The sequence below is a fragment of the Lysinibacillus antri genome, assembly GCF_003977595.1.
GTDB lineage: Bacteria > Bacillota > Bacilli > Bacillales_A > Planococcaceae > Ureibacillus > Ureibacillus antri.
Map to the genome: position 1 here is coordinate 20079 of NZ_RYYR01000005.1, position 24568 is coordinate 44646.

Here is a 24568-nt window from a genome sequence, read left to right on the forward strand (position 1 = left end):
TAGTCCCTCCTACGCTTTTGCAGCTGCTAACTGTTTTGCAAGTTCATTGGCTACTCGTGCTGCGGCTGCTGTCATAATATCTAGATTTCCTGAATATGGAGGGAAGAAATCGCCTGCACCTTCTACCTCTAAAAATACAGATACTTTTCTTCCATCAAATTGAGGAACACCTCGTAAACGATAACCTGGTACATACGTTTGTACTTCCTCTACCATTTTTTCAATAGAAGCGATAATTTCCTCTTCCTTACCTTCCTCTTCAACTAATGCATGAACTGTATCACGCATAATAATTGGAGGTTCTGCAGGATTTAAAATAATAATTGCCTTCCCTTTTTTAGCCCCGCCCACTTGTTCAATTGCTTTTGCAGTAGTGCGGGTGAATTCATCAATATTGGCACGTGTTCCAGGACCAGCACTTTTACTTGCAACGGTTGCCACAATTTCTGCATATTCAACAGGGACAACTCTTGAAATGGCCTTAACCATTGGAATCGTTGCTTGACCACCACAAGTTACCATATTTAAATTATCTTTTTCGAAATGTTCTGTTAAATTTACAGGCGGTACGGTAAATGGACCGATTGCTGCTGGTGTTAAATCAATTACCTTTTTCCCCGCCGCTGTTAATAAATCACTATGGTTTTTATGAGCATAAGCACTTGTGGCATCAAATACGATATCGACTAATTCGATATGTTCCATTAACCCCTCAATACCATTCGTAATGACTACGTATCCTCGATCGGCCGCGCGCTTTAACCCTTCTGATTCAGGATCGATCCCGACCATGACACTCATTTCAAGGGCATCACTTCGCTCAATTTTATACATTAAATCCGTTCCGATATTTCCAGAACCGATAATGCCGACTTTTAACTTTTTCATTTTTTGACACCTGCCTTGGCAAAAGAAATCGATACTTCTCCTAACACGCCGAAATCTGCAGAAAACTGGTCGCCTTCCTCAAAAGGAACTGCTTTTGATAAAGCACCTGCTAAAACGAAATCTCCCTTGCGAAGGGAAATGTTATAGTTTGCTAGTTCATTTGCTAACCAGACGACTGCTTTTACGGGATTTCCTAACACAGCAGCCCCCGTTGCAGAATCAAATTGTTCGCCATTTTTGAATGCCTTCATTTCAATAGCTGCTAAATCAATTCCCTTTAGAAGTGTTTTCTTTTTACCTAAAACAGCCCCAGCAGATGAACCGTTATCTGCCACCGTATCTTCAAATTTAATTTTCCAGTCTTCAATGCGACTATCAATGATTTCGATGGCAGGCACAACATATTGCGTTGCTTGCAATACATCGTTTTCTATAATATTCGGACCTTTTAAATCTTGGTTTAATACAAAGGCAATTTCAAATTCTACTTTTGGTTGGATAAATTTATCTACTTCAATTGGTTCATTCTCTTCATAGACCATGTCATCTAAAATATGGCCATAATCCGGTGTATACACATTTAACATGTCTTGCATTGCCTTACTCGTTAATCCAATTTTCATCCCTTTAAGTGTTGCACCCTGTTGAATCTTTCGTTCAATCGTCAGTAACTGAATACGATAAGCATCCTCAGCAGAAATATCTGTTGAGGATGTGAAAGGGGCAATCGTTGTTCTTTCCTGTTCTGCATTTAAAAGAGCGTTTGCAGCAGTTTCAATGTTCATCCTAGTACCCCCTCTAATTAGATCGCTTTTACTTCGTTTTCTACTAGTTCACGATATTTACCAGCGTAGAAAATAAGCGGTTCGCCATCTTCTAGTTTAATGTCTAGAACTTTGCCAATAAATAAAGTGTGATCGCCTTCAACGTGTTCTGCCACAACCTCACAGCTCACTTGGGCTAATGCACCAGCTAATACCGGTAAGCCAGCTAGTTGATTGAATTCAATTTCAATCTCTTCTTTTAACTGTCCAGCAAAAGCTTGTGAGTAGTGTTTTTGATTTGCTGCTAAGATGTTCACTGCAAACTTTTTACTTTCTTTCACTTTTGATAAAAAATTCGCTTTATGACCGATTGATACGACCACTAGTTTTGGATCTAAAGAAACAGACATAAAAGCATTTGCTGTCATTCCATACGTGTTATTTTCAAATTGTGTCGTTACAACTGTAACACCTGTTGCAAACTTCCCCATTGCATCACGAAATAAACGATCTTCCATTTTGTCAACCTCCCAAGTTGTAGGAGCTAGTATCTAGCCCCTAATTAATTTTTTCTCCTGCGCACTGATTGTTGGATTATTTTCTGGTTTATTGTCCATTTGATCGCCCCAATATGTGAAGCCGATATCCATTTCATCGACACTCCATACAATTGGCTCCCAATCTGGTTCAAAAATTAAATAACCATTCGTAAATAACTCTACACGTAATCCACTACCAGGATCGATGGCGTAAATGTACATCGCTTGTGAAATTCCGTGTTTACCAGGACCTTTAAAGAATATGCCATTTTCTTTTAAAATGTCCGCTGCACGTAATAAGTCTTGTGCATTATCTAACCAATATGAAACATGGTGTACTTGATGTGTCGTTGGTGCAAATGGGTCATGACTAATCGCAATATCATGAACTAATGGTGTAACACTTAGCCATGCACCAACTAAATTTCCATCTGGTAATTGAACACATTCTCTTAGTTTAAAGCCAAGTTTCTCTTGTAAGAAATCTGCAACTTCATTGGCTAATAATGAAGTTAATAGATTCACATGGTCAATACGTCTTGGTGATACACCACGAGCCCAAGATTTATGGGATTGGTTTTTTAATACCGAACGACTTTCAGCTGAAGCCAACGTTTTTTCCATTTCAAAATAGATTTCTTGCGTATGACCACTCGGTAGCTCAAAACGGAATGCTTTGCCTTGCCCTGCTTCAGCACCTTCAGTTACCCAACGAACTTCGACACCTGATTCTTCTAGGTTTTTAGCAAACGCATCTACGTCTTCGGCTCTTTTTGTACGCCAAGCAATATGGTCGACATGCGGTTCATCGCCTGCTCGAACATACATTGTATGATGTTCGAAATCTCCCCAAGCTCTTAGGTAATGCACGCCGTCTTTTACTTCTGTTTCTTCAAGACCAATCACTTCTTTAAAGAACCATAGTGATTTTTCTAAATCTGTTGTTACTAAGCCAAAATGTCCTAATTTTGCAATTTCAGGTGTTTGAATTGTACTCATCAATCATTTCCCCCTTGATTATATGAAATTAATAAAATTGATCCCCTTGCAATTATTTCATTTGCTTAAACAAAGTATGTGTTTGGCTCTAAACCGCACATAACGCGTCCATATGTTTCTACTAAACTGGATGGTGTAATAAAGCCATGTAAATGCATCGATAAGAAATCTCGATAGAATATTTGGAATAAATTTCCATTGTAGGAGAATACGGAACCTGCTCCAGCCGTCATTAAATCAATCGATTCTTTACATAATTGATTCACGTAGCCAAAGTCTGCTTTTACTTTTATGCTTTCTTCCATCGTCAACTTTTGACCTTTTTCCGAATAATCATCTAATAAATCTACTGCGCGATGTAATAGAAGCTCGGCTAGGTCAATTTTTAGTTGTGCTTCAGCAACTTGTAAGTGGGTTACCGGTGCCTCATTCATTTTTGTATAGAAGGTGTTTCCGATTCCAGCACGTGATACTCGTTCCATGTGTAAATCCATTGCACCTTTTGTAATACCTAATGCAGGACCTACAATCGATAGTGTTAATGATGGAACAAATGGTGTTTGATATAACGGAACATCCTTTAATTCATCAATGATGTAGTGACCAGCCCGAGCAAGTCGATCTAAGGAAACGCGATGTTCTGGAACAAATACGTCTTTTAAGTTCACACTGTTACTTCCTGAACCTTTTAAGCCCATTACATTCCAGTCATCAAGAACTGTTGCATCTTCCTTTGGTACGACCATGATGGCCATTTCTACCCCACCATTTTCGTCTGCCAATGGGAAGCCGAAATACAACCAGTCTGCATGAGGACTACCAGAAACGAATGGCCATTGCGCTTCTTTTATATAGTAACCACCATCTACTTTTTCGATGTCGATTTTAATCGGTTTAAAATTCCCTGCTAAAATAACATCCTTATCCCGATTTGGTCCAAAAATGTCTTCCAATGCTTTCCGACCAAATGCATAGGAAATCATATAATCGCGAATGTTACTTAATGATACAAACCAGCCCGCTGAACCATTTCCTCTTGATATTTCAGTAACAACTTCGATATACGTGCGCATATCGGTTTGATAGCCACCAAAAATTTCAGGGCGTAATATTTTCATTAACCCCTCTTGCTGCAATTTTTCTACAACTTCTTTTGGTAATTCACTATTTTGATCAATTTGTAAGCCACATTCACGTAACATCGGTATTAATTTCCTTGCCCGTTCTACTAACATTTTTCTAGTATCTACTACCGTTTGTTCCATATTTTCACACTCCCCAAAATTAATGAATTATACTCGGCTAACTTCTTTTGCTTGTTCAAAGAAATCCTTTGTTAATTTGATAAATTGATCTTTCTGTTCAATTTGAGCCCAATGACCACATCGTTTGAATACGTGCAGTTCTGCATTTTCTAAATAATCCAGCACATATAAGCTACTTGCTAATGGAACAAACCAATCTTGATGTCCATGAATCAATAAAAATTCATTTGTCATTCGTTTTAAAGCAGAAGGTGGGATTAACATATCGGATAGGTGAGACTTGGTGAAGTTCTCTTCATAAGATTTTCGAACATCCGGACGATTAAATAGCGCCATACGTTCTTCTACAATGGCATCGAGTTTGTCTTCCATTCCGGTCATGTCATATAAGAACCAGCTTAATAAATTCTTTAAAGCTTTTGGCGTAGGATCTTTATGGAAGTTTGCTAGTTTTGCGAGTTCAGGCGTTGGTTCCGTTAATCCGCCACCAGCTCCCATTAACACAACACGGTTAAATCTTTTCGGGCTATCCATGACAAGGAATAAAGAAATTACTCCACCTAACGAGTTCCCAACTAAATTTGCTTGCTTTACTTCTAAAGCCTCCATTAAATCTAACACTTGCTGAATACGCCAATTCATCCATTCAACACCGTTTTCAGGGTATTGTGTCGGATGGTCTGTATCACCAAAGCCAATAATATCAGGTGCTATTACATGGAATTTATCTACATATTGTGGAAGTACATCTCTCCAATTTGATGTAGCACTTGCTCCTGGTCCACTGCCGTGTAAGAAAATAATCGTTTCGTGATTCCCTTTTCCACCTTCATAGATCAATGTTTCATAATTTCCTGTTTTAACTTTTCGTGTAATTATTGACATTTAGACACCCCTTATATATAAATTGAACTTTAATGAGTTCAAGGACTACTGATTTTACTTTCCCTTATATAATAATCAGAAACATGTGCCCTTTTTATTAAAGCGCTTTCACTTGATAATTGAATTTTATATTCAGCATTTTCAACTTTCAATATTTTTAGAAAACTCAATAAATAGTTTACTAATTCTGATTTGTTTACCATATATAACTTACGAATTACATGAAACACGAAAAAGGGGGCGTTCGAAAAGTTTTCGAACGCCCCCTTTGCGACGAGGATGTAACAATTTATTGTTACTACCGCAGGAGCACAGATTTTTAGCGAAATTATATCATTAGAAGCATAGCTGTCCAGAAAGTATAACTTTCTAGACAGCCCCCTTCCTACTATTTACTATTTTGTTTTGCTTTTATATGATTCGCTATGAAGCCGCCATGAAATTTCCCATTTTCTATAAATATTTCATTGGCGTTATTCCCTGCTGCTAACACGCCAGCAATGAATAAATTTTCGACATTTGTTTCCATCGTTTCAGGATTATGTGTTGGCTTACCTGTTTCTTCATTAATCGTGACACCCATGTTACGAATAAATTGATGATCTGGATGATACCCTGTCATGGCAAACACAAAATCATTTTTAACCGTTGCATCTTTACCGTCACTGTTTAGTAAAACCTCATGTTCACGAATTTCTTTCACAGTGGAATTAAAATGCATCGTGATTTCTTCATTTCGAACAAGAGCTGCAAATTCTGGTAAGATCCAAGGTTTAATGCTTGGCGAATAATCACTTCCACGGTATGAAACGGTCACCCGCGCACCTGCTTTATGTAATTCTAACGCGGCATCCACCGCAGAGTTTTTGCCCCCAATTACTAAGACATCTGTATCAAAAAACGGATGTGCCTCTTTAAAATAATGATAGACTTTAGTTAAATTTTCACCAGGAATGTTCATATAATTTGGTTGATCATAATACCCCGTTGCGATAATTACAAAGGGAGTAGAGTACATTGATTGATCAGATTGGACTGTAAAAAGACCATTTTGCTCTTTTGTTACAGATTCTACTTTTTCAAAACGATTGACTTTGATATTTTTCATTTTCACAACTTCACGATAATAAACAAGTGCCTGATTACGGCGAGGTTTTCGCTCTTCAATAATAAAGGGCACATCCCCAATCGCTAACTTTTCACTCGTACTAAAAAACGTTTGATGAGTTGGATAGTTATATAGTGCATTCACTACATTGCCCTTTTCAATCACGATTGGCTTTAGTCCAATTGTTTTCAATTCAATCGCAGCGGATAAACCACATGGACCTCCTCCAACAATAATGGCATCAACATTTTGCATTTCATACATCTCCTTAATTACATACCTATCTTCATTATAATCCTATTTTCCAATCATTTGGCTTGAATTACTTCATAAAGTTTACGTCAATTATGTGACATTGTGGTTTGGCTCCTAATCTCATCGGTAATAGAGTCGTACCATAACCATTACTTATTAATTCATATTTTCCATTTCTAACTTTAAAGGAACCATGGGGATGCATAGAGTACGGACCAATCCGAATTTGTCCACCGTGTAGATGACCACCGAGCATAATCATTGGATGGAAACGTTGTAATACTTTATTAAAAATTTGAGGGTCATGGGATATAAAAAGAATTAAGTCATGCTCTTTACACCCTTTGAATGCTAAATCGACGCGTGCATTTTTTGAAGATGTATCATCAATCGCTACTAATCGAAAAGGATTTTTCATGTTTGGCATTAAGAATGACTCGTTTTCGATAATGGTAACATTCGTTTCGTTAAAAATTGTGCGTAATCGTTCCTCCCCAACTTCTCGGTCATTGTTGCCCCAAACAAAATAAACAGGACCAAGTGATTGAAGGATGCTAATATTTTGATAGATTCGCTCAATTGGCGTTCGTTTATCTGCAAAGTCTCCACCAATAATTACTGCATCGATGGGTTTGTTTATATTTTTGATCATTTGCTCATTAATTTTTCGCACATGTACATCTGAGATAAAAAAGAGTGAAACTTGCTCCTTTTCACCCATGAGTTGAACGTCATGGTGTAACACATTATTTTCAAATGCTTGTTTGATCATGTAAATTATAAGCCCTATACATACAACTAGGACAATAAGTAAAATGACAATCATCCAACTGACCCTCCGTTCCAAAACAAAAAGACGAGGTATAAACGAACCACCGTCTTTACAATTCCACCTATTTTGTGAATGATGTTATTTTAAATTATTTTATAAACTAAAGCAATTTAGAGAAGCGAAAGGCACTCGCGCAAGCTCCGACAGACACTAGCCGACAATTGGATACAAGAAAAAAGACTGTAAACAGCCCCGAGATGAACCGAGATTGTTACAGTCTAAGACTAGCACTACTTACGGAATAATTAGGTCTTGTCCAACTGAAATACTATCGGAACCTAAGCCGTTTGCTGCTTTAATTTTATCTACACCACTTGGGTCATTGTAATACTTCATTGCAATTCTAAATAAATTTTCATTGGATTGCACCGTATGTACTTTTTGAGAAGCTTCTTTTTCTTTCTTTTCTTGTTCCTTTTGTTTTTCAAGCTCTTTTTGTTTCTCTAGCGCTTGTTGTTTTTCCAATTCGGCTTTTTTTGCCTCTTTTGCTAGTTTCGCTGCATCTGCTTCTGATTGTTTTGCTACATCTTCTATTTTATTTTGTTCATCAGCTTTTTCTTTTTTGTCTTCTTCTTTTTCATCGTTAATGACTGGTTGCGGCTCTTCTTTCCCACTGGATGAAACCGTAGTATTTTTTTGAACTTCAACGACAGATCCGCCTCGGTTATCTTTAACCACTTCTGTTTCTTTAGGCGTATAAAGAACGGATACATAAATGAGTACCACTAACGGAATCCCAATAAATACAAACAAAAGAAGTTTCATTAATGGGTTTTTCCGTTTCTTCTTTTTAACTTTTCTACGAGTGCGTGACATTCTCGAGTTTTTTTCTTCTACTTCGATTAATTGTCGATGTTCTTCAAATTTTTCTCGATAATCTTCTTTACTCATGAGTACCACCTCCAACAATCTTTATCCCGTCGTAACGGGCAGTAAAACTTACTACATAAGAAGAAGAGTAAACTAGTAAATCTCTCAATCGATTCAAAAATCCTTGAACCTCTTTATGAAACTTACTGTATCTAATTATGACGAATTTTCTTTAAAAAGTAAATGCTGGTAAAAGTGATTTTCATAGATTTTTGTCGACAAAAGGAGAAAAGAAGTAGAGCTTTACGAAATTCCTAGTATTTTAGCAACCCTTTTCTGCCAAGGAGTTTCTTCGACAACATGGTCCTTTTGCTGACGTGGTAATAGTAGATTTTCTAAAGTTAACCCACAACTTGTACAACAATTAGTAGGTTTCGTCTCAAGCTCTTGCCCAAAATATTGCACTAAAATTTCTCTCATACAGCATTCTGTTTTTACTAGTTTCATTACTTCATCTACTTCATGCATTTTTTCATATTTCATCGTTTGAAAGAGTTCTTTTACTTCATTTGCTGATTTTTGAGTCATCCAATACTGTAATACTCGAAAGGATGTTTCAGAGATTTCACCATTTTGGATCATTTGATTAGGTGGTTCTTGTCTTAGTTGATAGGTTTCATAAAGTTCAATATGATGATCATTTGGGAGATCGTCTATACCGACAAATTTCGCAAATTCCTCATCACGTTCCGCATAAAGTAAAATCGCCACAGCATCTTTGCCATCACGTCCAGCTCGCCCAATTTCTTGCATATAATTAGCCATATTGCCCGGAATGGTTTCATGTATAATTTGACGTACATTCGGTTTATGGACACCCATCCCAAACGCATTGGTTGCAACAATCCAATCTAAGGAATCATCAATATACTGTTGTTGGATAAATTGACGGTCTAATTGATCCTTCCCACCATGATAGCTTGCTGCTGCAATACCATGTTGCAATAGAAGTTCGCTAATACTCTCTGTTTTCGAACGGGATTGTGTATAGATAATGCCAGGTCCTTCTGTTTCTAAAACGTGACGTAAAATCCAGTCCAACTTGTCTTCTTTTTCTAAAAATGAATACTTTGCTAAATGGATATTCGGTCGATCCACGGAATGAATATATTTATATGGTTGACTCATATTTAAATACACTTCAATATCTTTTAACACTTTACTCGTCGCAGTAGCAGATAAAGCTAGTATTGGTGGACGATGATTGCCAAAAAGCTCCCCTATTTTCAAATAATCTGGGCGAAAATCAAACCCCCACTGTGAAATACAATGTGCTTCATCGACAACGATTAAAGCTAACGGTAGCGTGTTTAATTTTTGTTGGACTTGCGGTTGAATCAACATCTCAGGTGAAATAAAAATAAACCGATATTGTTCTAAATGATAAATTGTCTGCTTCTTTTGTTCGGGATTCATAAAAGAGTTCAGTGCAACAACTCGTTTTTCCTTGAATTGTTTCATTTGATCTACTTGGTCTTGCATTAATGACAAAAGCGGCGAAATAATGAGTACGGGTTGATTAAAAATATACCCAGGTAGTTGATAACATAATGATTTTCCCATCCCTGTTGGAAGAAGTGCAATTACATCATTGCCACCCATCACTTGCTCTATTACTTCTTTTTGTCCAGGTCGAAAAGTAGAAAAACCAAATCGTTCCTTTAATATTTTTTCAATTTCCACTATACGGTTTCACCCCTTGCAAGAACTAATCTTATTTGAAAATAAGATAAATTCGGCATTACTTCATGAAGGATTTTAAGTTTTCTCGTGTTATAATCATCCACTGCATTAACTACTTGATGAATTTCCTCCTCCGTAATAAATGAACGAATATCAAACCTTGGATTATTCATCGCAATTTCTACAATATGATCTTCTATCGTACTCCTTTTTAGCTTTCGGTATTGACTAATTTGCTCAATGGAGTATCCTTGTTGAAAAAGTTGTGCCGTTTGATAAGCCGATCCACTTAGCGGCATAGCAACACGCACTTGTTCGGCAATAGCAGCTAGTAAGGGAAACTGACTTTCTTTATCTGTAATTCCATTTAGCCAGGCATGTAAGCAAGCAATATATATGAATTGGATATCCATTTCTGATTTATTTTCATAAATACTTAATTGCTGCCATGTATAGCCCGCGATTTTATAACCCGTTAACCGTTTCATCACAATTACTTTTGCATGCTGTTCGATTGGAGCTTGTTCAAGACTGACAATGATTTCCTCGTATAGTTGTTGTTGCAAATCTCGCTCTTGATAATGATGTGAAATTAGAAACTTTCTTACCCACTCTTGGACTTGCGGATCTTTTTGAATGGGTAAAAAAGACATTTGGTTATACGCCTTATGGGATAAGCTTTGGATTACTAACGACAGACGTGCAAAAAAGAGATGTTCGTTTCCACGATATTGCCAGCCATTGAAAGGTAGATCGACAGTTTGATTCATTTCTTTTGCTTTCGCTGTTAATATATAGTATCCTTCGTCTGAAACTGTCATATATTGTTCCTCTATTAATTTAGAAATCTCTTCATCATAGGTTTTGCGAGAAAGTTTTGGTAAAATGCCAAAATACATATGTAATTGAAAAATGCCCACATCTTGGATCGTTTGCCCAGAACGCTTGCCCCTTAGCAAGTGGAAAGGTGCAGAAATCGTTCGTTCTTGTTTGAATTTGTGGAAAATTTGCAAAAGAATTTGTCGAAATATCAAAATCAAATCCTCCATTTTAGTATTTAGGTTGAAAAGTAAATTAAACAGATTTAGAATAGAAAAGAAGCTTTGTTGGAGCGCAGGTAGAAAAGGAGAGAAAGATTTATGCCAAAATATACGATTGTAGATAAAGATACATGTATCGCTTGTGGCGCTTGTGGTGCTGCAGCCCCGGATATTTATGATTACGATGATGAAGGGATTGCCTTCGTTATTTTAGATGATAACATGGGAACAGCAGAAGTTCCAGAAGATCTACTGGAAGATATGCAAGATGCATTTGAAGGCTGTCCAACTGATTCAATTAAGGTTGCAGACGAATCATTTGACGGCGATGCTTTAAAATACGAATAGTAAATGTACCCTATAGGAGAGACAGTAAAATGTCTTTCTTATAGGGTATTTTTATTTGTTCTCTGGAGGGAAGCAAGTGACTATTAGCCAAATCGCTTGGGATATTAGCCAAATGTGCTGACTTATTAGCCAAATGAAGAGAAATATTAGTCAAACTCACTTCAATATTAGCCAAACCAATTCCTGCGAGTCATAATTCTTTTCATTGATTTTCATCGTAATTACTGTTAAACTTTTATTAGTAGTTGGTACTAATAACTGATATAACATTTTAATATAAAGGGGAAATTTTCATGGATTTGTTACAATTAAAAGATAAAAATGTAGTCGTAATGGGTGTAGCAAACGAACGAAGCCTTGCTTGGGGAATTGCCAAAAGACTATTAGAAGTAGGCGCGAATGTAATTTTCACTTATCGAAAAGAACGATCAAAAGGGAAAATTGAAAAAGTATTAGCAAACTATACAGACTATAAAACAGCGGTAGTAGAATGTGATGTTAATAGCGATGAAAGCATTACAAAAGCATTTGCACAAATCGGAGAAGAATTTGGCGTTATTCACGGAATTGTCCACTCAGTAGCCTTTGCCAATGCAGAAGATTTAAAGAACCGTTTTGTCGAGACGTCTCGTGATGGCTATGCTTTTGCACAAGATACAAGTGCCTATTCTTTAGTAGCGGTAGCCAATGCAGCTCGTCCTTATATGACAGAAGGCGGCTCCATTGTGACAATGAGTTATTTAGGTGCGGATCGTGTACTTGATGGATATAATGTGATGGGTGTAGCAAAAGCGGCTCTTGAAGCATCCATGCGTTATTTAGCAGCTGACTTAGGCGCTGAAAATATTCGTGTCAATGCCATTTCAGCAGGCGCTGTTCGAACTTTAGCAGCAAAAGGTGTACCAAGCTTTAATACGATTCTTCACAAAATCGAAGAAACAGCACCATTAAAACGCAATACAAACCAAGAAGAAGTAGCCGACATGACTGTTGTAATGTTAAGTAACCTATCACGCGGCGTGACAGGTGAAACAATTTACGTAGATTCTGGTTACAATATTATGGGATAATAAATGAGGACTCTTTCGTGTTGTGTACATAAAGAGTCCTTTTCTTACTTACTTTATTTTCATTACAATTAGATCCACATCTTCTTTTGCTACTAAGCCATGTTTTTCAAAAGGCTTGATATAAAGAACTTGTTCACTTGTTAAATCGACCGTTTCTTCTTCAACCGTAAACGTAACGACACCACTTTTTACAATGATGAGTACGTCACAATCTGCGTGATGGGTTGGTACTTGTTCGCCAGTCTTTAATTGAATATTTAACACATCAAAATTTTCCTGTCCAAAAACTTTCCCTACTTGCTTTGCCTTTTCTTTTAATACATAGGGTGTAGAAAGAACTTCCATAAAACAACCTCCCTTTCCTTACTCTCACCATAATAGATTTTCTTACAGAAGGAAACAAACGATTCGAACAATTTTATGAACTCAATTTATCAATGAGCATTTCCTCTGTTACCGGACCAATAATTTGCTCCACTAAATTACCCTCTTCATTAATGATAATACTTGTCGGAATTGTTAAAACTTGATAGGCATAAGACGCAGCTCCCTCTTCATCTAGCAAAACAGGAAAAGTAAGATGAAAATCTTGTACAAATTTTTCAATGGATGCTTTATTCGTTTCTAAATCTGTTGAATTAATGGAAAGTACGACTACATTATTTTTTTCTGAATGATGTTTATAGAAGTTTTCAATTTCAGGCATTTCGTCAACACATGGTGGACACCACGTTGCCCAAAAATTAATAAACACTTTTTTGCCTTTAAAATTGGAAAGTTTCACGGTTTCACCCGTTAACGTTTGAAGCTTAAAGTCTGGTGCTTCGCTATTTAACGTACGAACTTCTGACGGTAAATTTCCTTCCCCATGTGCATGTTCTTCATGGTCATGTACGACAGGTTCCTCAATCATTTGGTATGTAATCGTCGTATCATCCATTGGAATATCAACAAACTCCTGTAAAAGATCCTCTTCCCTCACTTCTACACTTTTATTCGTTGATTCTTTTAGATTCGTATAGATTGTATAAATAATGACACTAAGAAGAAAGATTGTAATACTAAGAGAAAGCAATTTCTTCCCCACCAGCACACCCCTTCAACACTTTTTACTACTATATGAATGAAATCTAGTAACATGATTTTCTGTTATTGAGACAAGAAAAAACCGTCTCTACGGAAGAAACGGTTGGACTTTTGATTAGTACATTTTAATGTATTGCTCACGTTCCCATGGATGAACAGCCGTGCGGAACATATCGTATTCAATCTCTTTTGCTTCTTTAAAATTAGAATAGATGTGATCACCTAATGCCGCTTTGATTACTTCATCTTTCTCTAATTCTGATAATGCTTCTAAAAGTGAACCTGGTAAACTTTCAATCCCGTTTTCTTTTAATTCCGCACTATTCATCACGTAGATGTTGCGATCTACTGGTGCTGGTGGTACTAAGCCGTTGCGAACTCCATCTAAACCAGCTTCTAATAAAACCGCTAGTGCTAAATATGGATTTGCGGATGGGTCAACTGAACGTAATTCCACACGAGTTGACAAACCTCGAGAAGCAGGAATACGAATTAAAGGTGAACGGTTGCGAGCTGACCAAGCAATGTAACATGGTGCTTCATAACCAGGTACTAAACGTTTATATGAATTTACTAATGGATTCGTAATAGCCGTAAATCCTTTTGCATGTTTAATAATCCCTGCCATGAATTGGTGAGCTGTTTTTGATAGTTGTAAATCCCCATCTTCATCAAAGAACACGTTTTTGTCCCCACTGAATAATGACAGGTTCGCATGCATTCCGGATCCGTTTACACCAAATAATGGTTTTGGCATAAATGTTGCGTGTAAACCATGTTTACGTGCAATAGTTTTCACGACTAATTTAAATGTTTGGATATTGTCACAAGCTTCTACTGCATTCGCATATTTAAAGTCAATTTCATGTTGTCCTGGAGCAACTTCATGATGGGAAGCTTCGATTTCAAAGCCCATTTCTTCTAATTCAAGCACGATGTCACGGCGGCAATTTTCACCTAGATCTGTCGGTGCTAAATCGAAGTAGCCTCCATCATCATTTAATTCTAATGTTGGATTGCCTTTTTCATCTAGTTTGAATAAGAAGAATTCTGGTTCTGGTCCTAAGTTAAAGCTTGTGAAGCCTAGTTCTTCCATACTCGCAAGAACACGCTTTAAATTTGAGCGCGGGTCACCAGCAAACGGTGTGCCGTCTGGATTTGCGATATCACAAATTAAACGCGCTACTTTTCCTTTTTCTGCTGTCCATGGGAAAATTACGAATGTATCTAAGTCTGGATGTAAATACATATCTGATTCTTCAATTCTTACAAATCCCTCGATTGAAGAACCATCAAACATCATTTTGTTATCTAACGCTTTTTCTAATTGACTAACAGGAATTTCAACATTTTTAATTGTCCCTAAAATATCTGTAAACTGTAAGCGAATATATTTTACACCTTGATCTTTTACAATTTGTTGAATGTTCTCTTTTGTATACTTCGCCATACTTTACACTCTCCTAATCTTTTAATTTAGTTAATTATTAATTACTCGCCCTTTGCTTGGAAAAAACGAGATACTTCACCTTGTCTTAAACTTGCTTTTTGCATAATTTGCGCTTGTTGAATTTCTTCGCGTAATATTGATCGAAGTTCTTCATCTGAAATGGATATTTTGTTAGATGACTTAACATTGTTTAACTTCCTCAAGTCAAATACCTTTTTTATACCCGCTAAATTAATTCCTTGGTTGAGAAGTTCACTAATTTCTAATAGTGCATCAACATCATTTAAAGAAAACATTCTACGGTTACTTTCTGATCTTGCGGGCTCAATTAACTTATGTTCCTCGTAGTATCGAATTTGTCTCGCGGTTAACTCCGTTAATTGCATTACCATGCTTATAGGGAGTAACGGCATTGCTCTTCGAAACTCTCGATTCATCGACATCTCCTCCCTTTCATGACTTTATTGTATATTATGTTATGTGACATATCAATTTAATGTTAGTTAAATTAACATATGTTTTTTAGATTTTTTTCATCTCAATGTTAGATAAAGGGCAAACCTATCTACGGCAAGGATTCCCGTCATTACAGTAACCGCATAGTAAAATGTTTGCTGGGCATAATTCACATTAAAAGCTAACACGGAAATCACTTCCCCCATTCGCTTATTTACCTCTGAAAACACAAAAAAGCCATTCAACAAGTTATAAACTCATTGAACAGCTTTTTGATTTATATGATTTATAATAAATATTGCGCTCGTTGGTTTTCGATCCATACTCTCATTGTACGGAACAAGACCACCACAATAAATAGTAACATAATTCCTTTAACAATATTAAATGGTAAAATACCAAGTACAATTGTTTCTTTCATGTCAAAACTTCCCCAACCAAGGAAGTACGTATACATCGGTAAGAAAGCAACGTAGTTTAGTAAACTCATACCTAATGACATAACTACTGTACCTACACTTAATCCAACAACTAACCCTTTTAATGTAGGGAATTTTTTGTAAATGTAATATACAGGTAAAATGAATAAAACTCCTGTCATAAAGTTTGCCATATGTCCTACAGGTACTCCAGTTGGTGCGCCCGAGAAAATCCAGTCGAGAATGTTTTTAAACAATTCTACTAAAATACCAGCAACTGGACCCATTGTGATTGCAGCAATTAACGGTGGTACATCACTGAAGTCAATTTGCAGGAACACTGGGAACCATGGTAACGGGAAGTTTAGTAGCATTAAAATAAATGAAATACTACTTAACATCGCGATTGTTACGAATGAACGTAACTTGAGCTTTTGATTTTTCATTGTAAATCTCTCCTCTTTGCTGATTCAACTAAGCAAGAAGAAAGGTCCGTCCATTCGTGATCCCCCTCTTTTAAAAATAAAAATCCCTTATGCAATAAGAGCATAAGGGAGAATAGGCACATTTAAAAGAGAATTAAAAAATTGTACGTTAAACAAGAGTTTCTAAAAATAGACAACTCAAATAAAAGTAGTCACAATACAAAAATTTGTACTGTTGATACTCTACATACAGTTTTTCATTCCGAGAACGAATAAGACCGTACCTTCACCTTCTCCCATCCAGACTATACTGTCGGCTTTGGAATTGCACCAAATCCTGCTCAAAGTGAGCTCGCGGGCTGAAGAAAACATATTGCATAATCCTCCAAGTAAATGGTCGGAAAATGCGATTTCTATTACCGCCGATCGGGAATTTCACCCTGCCCCGAAGATGAATCAATATTTAATTGGTATTACAATGCAATTATATCTCGAAAATGAGGTATTGTAAATAGTACTTTTCAAAAGGGTGATATAACTCACAAAATGTTTTTAAAATTTGATCAACAAAAAAAGTGGGAAGTAACCCCCACTCAATTGTTTATTGGAAAACTGTTTCGTACGGAATTTCATTTGGCGCGACTGGCATCGGTAATGGATCGGCAAAGTTAAAACCTTGCCATTCGATTTGTGCGATATTGTTGAACAGAACTTGCTTATTAAAGCCTGAAGCAGTTAACAGTATTCCTTCAATCATTTGCATTGCATCACCTTGATCATAGTTCATTAAATCTAGTTGCTTTGTGAACGTTACTACTACAACATTTTCAGTTATAGATATTTCATACTCCACTTCTGGTAGAATGACCGTTTTGTATATATCATTCGTTTCTTCCTTCATTGCCATCAGTGCCTCTTCTACCGTTTTATAAGTAACTCTAAAATTTGGTGTTAAATATTCGGATCCATCTGCCTGCGTATGTTTAAAATAATTAAATTGACCTTTTGCTTTTAATGGGATTGGCTTACTTGGCTCCCCGGCTTCACTGAATTCAAAAATTGACCCATCTTCGTTACGCAACAACACTTCATCATAGTAATAATGGAACGTGTCAAATAGTGATGCAGTATACGTTGCAGAAGAAGCAGATGCGGTATCATAAGGCTGGTTACTTGGCAGTGTATGGATAACCTGGTTCCCTTGCTCGGAAATATTCCCGACAAATGGATGGTATTCCCTAAATCCAATAGCACTTTCATTGAAGTTTTCGGCATATTGATTATATAATGCCACACCTGTTGGATTTGTATTGCCAAAGTCCTGTTGAATCCGCTCATTCGGAATTAGCACAGTCACCGGTACACTGTCTGCTGCATCACTTGCTAACCCTAGTTGAAATACAGTTTTGCCTTCAAGTTCGTCGGGGTAAACAGCTGTACTTAGATTCGTCATTTCTGCTGCCATCAAGCCCATTGATTCTTCTTCCATCCCTGTATCCATTATTCTTGATGCGTCATTTGATATTTCTTTTGCTTCTTGTGCCGTACTGTCCAAGCTTTCTTGGTTCATTTGTTTCGTGAAGGACGTACCTACAATCGCAAGAACTAGAATGGCAGCAACTGATATAATAAATGGTAACCAATTGATTTTTTTCTTTTGTTTCATTGGTACCAACTCTTCCTCAAATACCCCTTCATCTTGTAGGCGCTTGAACACATCATCTTTAGAACGATGATCATGAATTTTTGGTACATTCGATAGCAGTTCTTCAATTTTGTCATCGTCCCATTTTTCATGATTCATAATGATTCGCCTCCGTTTCTTCTGAAGTTGTTAGCAGTTCTCTTAGTTGTTTTATTGCGCGATGTTGGGTTGTTTTGACCTTACCTTCCGACCAATTTAAAATTGCTGCGGTTTCTGAAATCGAAAGCTCTTGGAAATAACGCATAATGATGACCATTTTTTGATCCCCTGTGCATTTCTCCAAAGCCCCAAGCAGTTGTTTCATTTCATCATTTAATTCAACTAAACTTTCCGGCGATTTCATCGGAGAAACCAGTTGTTCAGTTTCCCAATTAAAGGCGTCGAAATTATGGGCTGATCGTACTGCATGTTTTCTAAAATAATCAATGGCTACATTTTTTGCAATCGCAAAGAGCCACGTTTTTTCAGAACTTCTACCTTGAAAGCGTTCATAGGATTTAATCACTCGAACATATACTTCGTGGGATAAATCTTCTGCTACCCCACGATTTTTTACTAAATAAATTAAAAACTGAAAGACATCTTGGTGATATCGATCATATAACGAATGGAAAATGGATTCTTTCAACCCACACCACCCCCGTTCTATGAATTTGTCGTGTTTATGGTGAAAAAGTTTCAATCACAGCTCATAATCTAAAAGAAAAGCGGAAGCGGCTCGCCCAGCTCCGAAAAAAACTGGCCGCCAAGAACGCCACATCGTGTGGCATTGTCGGCACTCGTACATCCGTGTACTTCGGAGACTTCCGACAAGCATGCTTGCATGCGTAGGAGGAAGTTGAAGTTTTCGAGGAGCTAGCCGCTGCAGCTAGACATTAAAAGAAAAGCAGGGAAACTAAATCCCCTGCTTACGTTAAAGTGGTAAATAGAACGTAAAGGTTGTCCCTTCTCCTACTATACTATCCACTCGAATGTTTCCTTTATGCGATTCTACAATATTTTTCGCAATGGCAAGGCCTAAACCAGTACCACCTTTTGACCTTGTTCTCGCTTTGTCTGCCTTGTAAAAACGTTCAAATACAAAAGGTAAATCTTCTTGTGGTATTCCTTCGCCTGTATCTGCTACTTGAATTTTCGCATAGGATAATTCATGTTCAAGCGATACTGTTACACTACCTTCTTTCGGTGTATGACGGATGGCATTATCAATTAAATTAGTCAGAACTTGTTCAATACGATCTTCATCTAAATTAATTTTCACTTCATTTGATAAAGTTGTGTGGAATTGCAATTGGACATGGTTTTCTTTTGCCACTTGCGCAAATTTTTGTGTAATCCGTTCCATCACATGGACAGCTGGGACATCCTCTTTAAATAGCGTAGTATGACCTGATTCCATCCGCGCTAAATCTAATAAATCTTTCACAAGTCTACCCATTCGTTGAGATTCGTCATAGATTATTTTAATCATTTCATTGCGTTCTTCTTCTTCGGTTACGACATCATCTAACAACGCTTCCGAATAGCCTTGCAACATCGCGATTGGCGTTCGAAGTTCATGGGAGACATTAGCAATGAAGTCTGAACGTAATTTCTCTAGTTTCATTTGCTCTGTCATATCCCGAATTACCGCAATCGCTCCACGAATCGATTGTTTACTATTTTTTAACGGACTAAATGTTATACGATAGTAGGAGCCGTCCATCTCAAGATCTTCTTCTAGCTTATCCTCAAAAGAAAGTACATGATCAAGCATATCCAATATTTCAATAGGAATCGGGCTATCTTCTTGCGATTTTTTCCGAATAAACCATTTTTGTAATAAGCGATCCGCTGGTGGATTGCTTAGTAAAATTGTTCGGTCCAAATTAAACGTAATCACACTATCTGTCATCGATGTTAAAACACTAGCTAATTGTTCTTTTTCCTGATTAATCACTTCTAAATGATGCTTTAACTGTCTACCCATTTGATTAAATGCAACAGCTAATTGACCAATCTCATCATTTTGAGTAGTTGGCAATGTCTCATCAAATTTTCCCTTTGCCAACTCAAAGGCATGTTCGCGCATTTTTCGAAGTGGCCATGTAATTCGAGAAGACAGGAAAAAAGCAAAAAATGTTGTTAAGACAAACGCGATAAAAGCTGATAAAAATACGATTTTCGTTGTTTGTTGAGAAGTTTTATGAAGGGCATTTGGATTTTGATAAATAAAAATCGCCCCATGTAGCTCACCCTCACTTTTTAATGGATAACTTAGAACGATATAGGATTCCATCTTTTCGTTTTCAACTTGTGATGGTAAAATCATTTCTTTAATAATTGGCTCATTTGTTTCAAATATATTGTCAAATGCTTTATTTTCAATGATTTTATTTTGAATTTCTTCTTTATGATTACCTACGTGGAACGTTGAAACAATTTCTCGATTTGGCGATGCTAAAAAAGCATTTGTATCTTCTGTTAACATCTCGGTAATAATTTCATCGGTTAACTGTTCCAAATCATAATTATCAACAATGCTTGCTATCGTGGAGGCAGTTTGGTTTAACGATTGTTCTGCTTTTTCTTTATGATAATCTTCTAAGAACTCTAGCATTAATACCGTAAAGACAAATAAAACAAATGAAACGAGAAGCAATATGGTAATCCATAGCTTCCCGACAATACTTCTCCATATTTTATTCATTGACAACCTCAAATTTATACCCTACGCCCCAAACTGTCACGATCATTTTTGCAGCATTTTCTGAAACACGATTTAATTTTTCACGTAAACGCTTCACGTGGGTATCGACAGTTCGAAGGTCACCGAAAAAGTCGTAATGCCAAACTTCTTTCAATAATTGTTCACGATCAAATACTTTATCTGGCGCTTTTGCTAAAAAGTATAAAAGCTCATATTCTTTCGGTGTTAAGTTAACTTCTGTTCCATCCGCTGTTACACGATGCGCATCATGATCAATTGTGAGATGTGGAAAAACAACTAAATCCTTTGATGAGGATGGACTTGAAACAGGTGAAAATGCAATCGAGCGACGTAAAATGGCTTTAACACGTAATACAACTTCACGTGGGCTAAAAGGCTTTACAATATAGTCATCTGCCCCTAGCTCAAACCCTTGTACACGGTTTGCTTCTTCCCCTTTTGCTGTTAATAAAATAATTGGCGTCATTTTTTTCTCACGTAACTCTGCACACACTTGAAGCCCGTCTTTTTCAGGCATCATTATATCTAATAATATACAATGGTAATCTTTTTCTAACGCTTTTGAGAGTGCCATTTCCCCATTTTCAGCTTCTTCTACATCATAGCCTTCTCGTTCAAGATACATTTTTAATAAACGGCGAATGCGATCTTCATCATCTACTACTAATACAGAAATATTTTCAGACATAGGTTTTACCCCTCTCAATTCTTTCTCTCTATTCTATTGTACAATTTCGTGTCGAAAAATTAAAGAAAATATCATAATTCATCAATAATATGGAAAACATCTCACGAATCTAGGGGGATTATTAGCCAAACATAGCACAATATTAGCCAAGCTAAGACGAATATTAGAAATTCATCAACTGTTATTCATAAAAAAAGTTCTTCCCTAAATAAGAGAAGAACTTTTACATTATTTAAGCATACGAGTGTAAACCAGCAATTACTAGGTTTACAACAATTAAGTTAAATAGAATAATGGCAAAACCGATTAGGGCAAGCCAAGCACTCTTTTTGCCTTCCCAACCTTTTGATAAACGAAGATGAAGGAATGCTGCATAGAATAACCATGTAATAAGTGCCCATACTTCTTTTGGATCCCATCCCCAGAAGCGACCCCATGCTTCCTGTGCCCAAATCATCGCAAATACTAATGCTCCTAAACTAAAGATAGGGAACCCGATTAATACAGAACGGTAACCAATTTCGTCTAGTAAATTTAGATTCACTTTTTGAACTAATGGATGTAACATTGCAAGAATTCGTCTACGAGTCACTAATCGAATTAATAAATATAGAATTGATCCAGCAATAAATGACCAGAAAACAACTGTTAACTTTTTCGCATTAATGACAGGTGGCATTTCTGCTAACGGTTCCATTACATTATCTGTTAACAATTCTGATTCGTTCATACCAAAGACGGCTGGCATGTTATAAATAATTTCTTGTTGTGCACCGTTTTTATCCACATACGTGAAGGCAGCTTCATAGCCCATCCCTCTAAATATGACTGTTACAGCGACAAATCCAATGACAAGTACCATGAAATAAAGCACTGCTTCTAACCAAAAGCGACCTTTTGATTTTACTTTCGGATCAACAGCTTTTAATAAATAAATTAACCCAGCCACAGCACTAATAGCTAAAACCGATTGCCCAAGAGCAGCAGTAATTACGTGAATTGTTAACCAATAACTTTGTAATGATGGTACGAGTGGCGTAACCTCATTCGGGAACATTGCTGCATAAGCAATAATCAAAAGTGCAATAGGCAATGCAACTAAGCCAAGCACTGATAATCGATACATATAGTAAATTAAAATAAAGGCACCGATGATAAACATACCAAATGCTGTCGTAAATTCGAACATATTACTTACAGGGGCATGTCCTGTATGAATCCAACGTGTAATAAAGTATCCTAATTGTGCTAGGAACCCGATAATTGTTACGATAATAGCTAATTTTCCCCAAGTATTTGCACGTTTTTCCGCTCCATCTGGTTTCGATGTTTTAATAGCACCACCAAATAGGAACGTACCTATTAAATAAGCAATAAACGCTACAAATAGCAAATTGCCACTTAAATCAATTAAATTCATAAGGTGTTGTCACCTTCCTTTTCTTTTTGACCTTCTTCTTCCTCTTTTTCTACCTGGTCAATAAATTGAGGTAAATGTGCGTATTCTGTAATAGTATTCAAATCTTTTTTAATATTAAACCAGTTTTTATTTGCATGTGCTGCAAGACGGATTGAACCATCTTGTAATTGCTCTACCCAAATACGACGATGATTCCAATACGAACCAATAGCTACACCTAACATAAAGATCATACCACCGATAAATAAAATTGGAATTGTGCGATCTTTATGAACTGTTAAACCGGACATATTTCGCGTTTCAACACCTTTAAATTTCATTTTATATGCATTATCACCATTCGGTTCAATGGTTTGCTTAATCGCAACAAAACTCACTTCTCCGTCTGGTTGTTCAGGCGTCGTCATTTTGAAAATAAATGCAGGATTATTCGGAGTGGATGTAGCTGTTTGTGGTTCCCCGTCTTTAAATCCACTGAAATCAGGATAGTATCCTAATAAACTTACCTTTGTTTGTTCGTTAATGACATATTCATTTTGAGGGTTTGTTAAATCCACGCTAACATCCCCTAATTCCTCGCCTGTCGCTTTGTTTGTCAGGGAGAAATTCATTGCTTTTAATTCATTTAAACGAAAATCCATTTGATACAATGAATAGCCTTCATGTTGTAGTGGATGATTTACACGAATTGAATATTCTTTCACGAGTTCTAAATTGTCCGTTTGTCCAGGAATTGCATCTTCCGGTTGTTTGTATAATTTCACATTCGTTTGATAGTTTTTCGCAACAGCATTAACTCCTTGCTGAATTTGCGCTTCTGTTTTTTCATTATCATGCATTTCTAAAATGAACTTTTCATTTTTAATAAAGTAACCATCCATACCTGGAATTGTACGCGTTTCACCTTCACGTACCCATATGGACTCGTCCACATAAAAACCAGGTAACAGTCTTAACATGACACCAAGTAAGAAAACAATTAATCCTACATGGTTTATGTATGGGCCATAACGTGCAAAACGACCGCGTTCTGCTAAAATAGCATTTCCTTCACGACGAACATTGTATTTTAGCTTTTTCATTTGCTCTTCAACTAAGTCAAGGGTTTTAGAAGAGTCCCCTTCCGTTACTGGACCTGCTGCAACGACACGTTGACGTTTCATAAAGCTTTCATGACGTTTCACTCGTTGATTTTTTAATGATTTGTGTAAAGGAATACCTCGGTCAAGACTGGCAATAATAATCGAAATCCCAAGTAACCCTACTAAAATTTGGAACCACCATGAACTATAAACATCGGAAAGTCCTAGTTGGTAATATAGTTTACCGAGGGAACCATATGTTTCTTCATAATAAATTGCTCGTTCTGCTTCTGTGGCAACGCCTACATAAAATTCTTGGGGGAAAATTGTCCCAATTGATGCAGCGACTAAATTGATAATAATTAGGGAAACGCCAACTTTTACACTCGAAAAGAAATTCCAAATCTTATCGATAATCGATTTGTTTCGCGTTTTTGAACGAATAGCGATTCCATCATAGCGCATATCTACAATTTTTCGATCTTTTTCCTCTTCGGTTAGAGGCCGTCCACATTTTTCACAGAGTTTGGTACCTTGTGGATTTTCATGTCCACAAGCACAAATGATTTTTTCCATCATCT

24 protein-coding genes and 1 riboswitch are annotated in these 24568 nt (G+C 36.8%); of the genes, 2 read left to right on the forward strand and 22 right to left on the reverse strand.

Annotated elements, in window-relative coordinates; translation table 11 throughout:
- Window positions 1-9: 9 nt before the first annotated feature.
- The 11 genes from EK386_RS04830 to EK386_RS04880 form a co-directional block, all read right to left on the reverse strand.
- Window positions 10-888: an acetaldehyde dehydrogenase (acetylating) gene (locus EK386_RS04830; RefSeq protein WP_126657905.1), complete on the reverse strand. Its 879-nt coding sequence runs from the start codon at window positions 886-888 to the stop codon at window positions 10-12.
- Window positions 885-1673 carry a 2-keto-4-pentenoate hydratase gene (locus EK386_RS04835; protein ID WP_126657906.1) on the reverse strand — a complete coding sequence of 263 codons (789 nt, stop codon included), beginning with the start codon at window positions 1671-1673 and terminating at the stop codon, window positions 885-887. Before EK386_RS04835 ends, EK386_RS04830 begins: the two co-directional genes overlap by 4 nt.
- 17 nt (window positions 1674-1690) lie before the next feature.
- Entirely contained in the window at window positions 1691-2170 is a 480-nt protein-coding gene (locus tag EK386_RS04840) for a flavin reductase family protein (RefSeq protein WP_126657907.1), read from the reverse strand.
- 33 nt (window positions 2171-2203) lie between these two features.
- A complete protein-coding gene (locus EK386_RS04845) occupies window positions 2204-3181 on the reverse strand; it encodes a VOC family protein (protein WP_126658052.1) in 978 nt (325 codons plus the stop codon).
- 74 nt (window positions 3182-3255) lie between these two features.
- Window positions 3256-4455, reverse strand: a complete 1200-nt coding sequence (locus EK386_RS04850; protein ID WP_126657908.1) for an acyl-CoA dehydrogenase family protein — start codon at window positions 4453-4455, stop codon at window positions 3256-3258.
- A 27-nt stretch (window positions 4456-4482) separates the two neighbouring features.
- Complete coding sequence (locus tag EK386_RS04855; protein WP_126657909.1) at window positions 4483-5340, reverse strand: alpha/beta fold hydrolase; 858 nt, start codon at window positions 5338-5340, stop codon at window positions 4483-4485.
- A gap of 388 nt (window positions 5341-5728) precedes the next feature.
- Window positions 5729-6703 carry a YpdA family putative bacillithiol disulfide reductase gene (locus EK386_RS04860; RefSeq protein WP_126657910.1) on the reverse strand — a complete coding sequence of 325 codons (975 nt, stop codon included), beginning with the start codon at window positions 6701-6703 and terminating at the stop codon, window positions 5729-5731.
- Window positions 6704-6770: 67 nt separating this feature from the next.
- Window positions 6771-7529, reverse strand: coding sequence for a metallophosphoesterase (locus EK386_RS04865; RefSeq protein ID WP_246027581.1), 759 nt, complete (start codon window positions 7527-7529; stop codon window positions 6771-6773).
- A 240-nt stretch (window positions 7530-7769) separates the two neighbouring features.
- Window positions 7770-8426 (reverse strand): LysM peptidoglycan-binding domain-containing protein, encoded by a 657-nt coding sequence (locus tag EK386_RS04870; RefSeq protein ID WP_126657911.1) that lies wholly within the window; start codon window positions 8424-8426, stop codon window positions 7770-7772.
- 222 nt (window positions 8427-8648) lie between these two features.
- Window positions 8649-10088, reverse strand: a complete 1440-nt coding sequence (locus EK386_RS04875) for a RecQ family ATP-dependent DNA helicase (protein WP_126657912.1) — start codon at window positions 10086-10088, stop codon at window positions 8649-8651.
- Window positions 10088-11122 (reverse strand): YpbB family protein, encoded by a 1035-nt coding sequence (locus tag EK386_RS04880; protein ID WP_126657913.1) that lies wholly within the window; start codon window positions 11120-11122, stop codon window positions 10088-10090. Before EK386_RS04880 ends, EK386_RS04875 begins: the two co-directional genes overlap by 1 nt.
- Before the next feature lie 105 nt (window positions 11123-11227).
- Between EK386_RS04880 and EK386_RS04885 the strand changes: the two genes are divergently transcribed.
- Both EK386_RS04885 and fabI read left to right on the forward strand, forming a co-directional pair.
- Entirely contained in the window at window positions 11228-11476 is a 249-nt protein-coding gene (locus EK386_RS04885) for a ferredoxin (RefSeq protein ID WP_126657914.1), read from the forward strand.
- 293 nt (window positions 11477-11769) lie between these two features.
- On the forward strand, window positions 11770-12546 hold the full coding sequence (fabI, locus tag EK386_RS04890; protein WP_126657915.1) for an enoyl-ACP reductase FabI: 777 nt from the start codon (window positions 11770-11772) through the stop codon (window positions 12544-12546).
- Window positions 12547-12594: 48 nt separating this feature from the next.
- Here the strand turns inward: fabI and EK386_RS04895 are convergent, their stop codons facing one another.
- From EK386_RS04895 to EK386_RS04945, 11 genes are all read right to left on the reverse strand, one after another.
- Entirely contained in the window at window positions 12595-12891 is a 297-nt protein-coding gene (locus tag EK386_RS04895; protein ID WP_126657916.1) for a cupin domain-containing protein, read from the reverse strand.
- 73 nt (window positions 12892-12964) lie between these two features.
- Entirely contained in the window at window positions 12965-13633 is a 669-nt protein-coding gene (locus EK386_RS04900) for a TlpA family protein disulfide reductase (protein WP_126657917.1), read from the reverse strand.
- A 114-nt stretch (window positions 13634-13747) separates the two neighbouring features.
- Window positions 13748-15082 (reverse strand): type I glutamate--ammonia ligase, encoded by a 1335-nt coding sequence (glnA, locus tag EK386_RS04905; RefSeq protein ID WP_126657918.1) that lies wholly within the window; start codon window positions 15080-15082, stop codon window positions 13748-13750.
- Between the two features lie 41 nt (window positions 15083-15123).
- Window positions 15124-15519 carry a MerR family transcriptional regulator gene (locus EK386_RS04910; protein ID WP_126657919.1) on the reverse strand — a complete coding sequence of 132 codons (396 nt, stop codon included), beginning with the start codon at window positions 15517-15519 and terminating at the stop codon, window positions 15124-15126.
- A 305-nt stretch (window positions 15520-15824) separates the two neighbouring features.
- Complete coding sequence (locus tag EK386_RS04915; RefSeq protein WP_126657920.1) at window positions 15825-16403, reverse strand: ECF transporter S component; 579 nt, start codon at window positions 16401-16403, stop codon at window positions 15825-15827.
- A gap of 263 nt (window positions 16404-16666) precedes the next feature.
- Window positions 16667-16839, reverse strand: a riboswitch (FMN riboswitch).
- Window positions 16840-16983: 144 nt separating this feature from the next.
- Window positions 16984-18186, reverse strand: a complete 1203-nt coding sequence (locus tag EK386_RS04920) for a hypothetical protein (protein WP_126657921.1) — start codon at window positions 18184-18186, stop codon at window positions 16984-16986.
- The gene (locus EK386_RS04925) at window positions 18176-18715 is read right to left on the reverse strand and encodes an RNA polymerase sigma factor SigX (protein WP_126657922.1); all 540 of its coding nucleotides are present in this window, start codon (window positions 18713-18715) and stop codon (window positions 18176-18178) included. The genes EK386_RS04920 and EK386_RS04925 overlap by 11 nt, the downstream gene beginning before the upstream one ends.
- 285 nt (window positions 18716-19000) lie before the next feature.
- Window positions 19001-20776 (reverse strand): ATP-binding protein, encoded by a 1776-nt coding sequence (locus EK386_RS04930; RefSeq protein WP_126657923.1) that lies wholly within the window; start codon window positions 20774-20776, stop codon window positions 19001-19003.
- On the reverse strand, window positions 20769-21485 hold the full coding sequence (locus tag EK386_RS04935; RefSeq protein ID WP_126657924.1) for a response regulator transcription factor: 717 nt from the start codon (window positions 21483-21485) through the stop codon (window positions 20769-20771). The genes EK386_RS04930 and EK386_RS04935 overlap by 8 nt, the downstream gene beginning before the upstream one ends.
- A gap of 232 nt (window positions 21486-21717) precedes the next feature.
- Window positions 21718-22905: a c-type cytochrome biogenesis protein CcsB gene (gene ccsB / locus EK386_RS04940; protein WP_126657925.1), complete on the reverse strand. Its 1188-nt coding sequence runs from the start codon at window positions 22903-22905 to the stop codon at window positions 21718-21720.
- Complete coding sequence (locus EK386_RS04945; protein WP_126657926.1) at window positions 22902-24563, reverse strand: cytochrome c biogenesis ResB family protein; 1662 nt, start codon at window positions 24561-24563, stop codon at window positions 22902-22904. Before EK386_RS04945 ends, ccsB begins: the two co-directional genes overlap by 4 nt.
- Window positions 24564-24568: the final 5 nt, after the last annotated feature.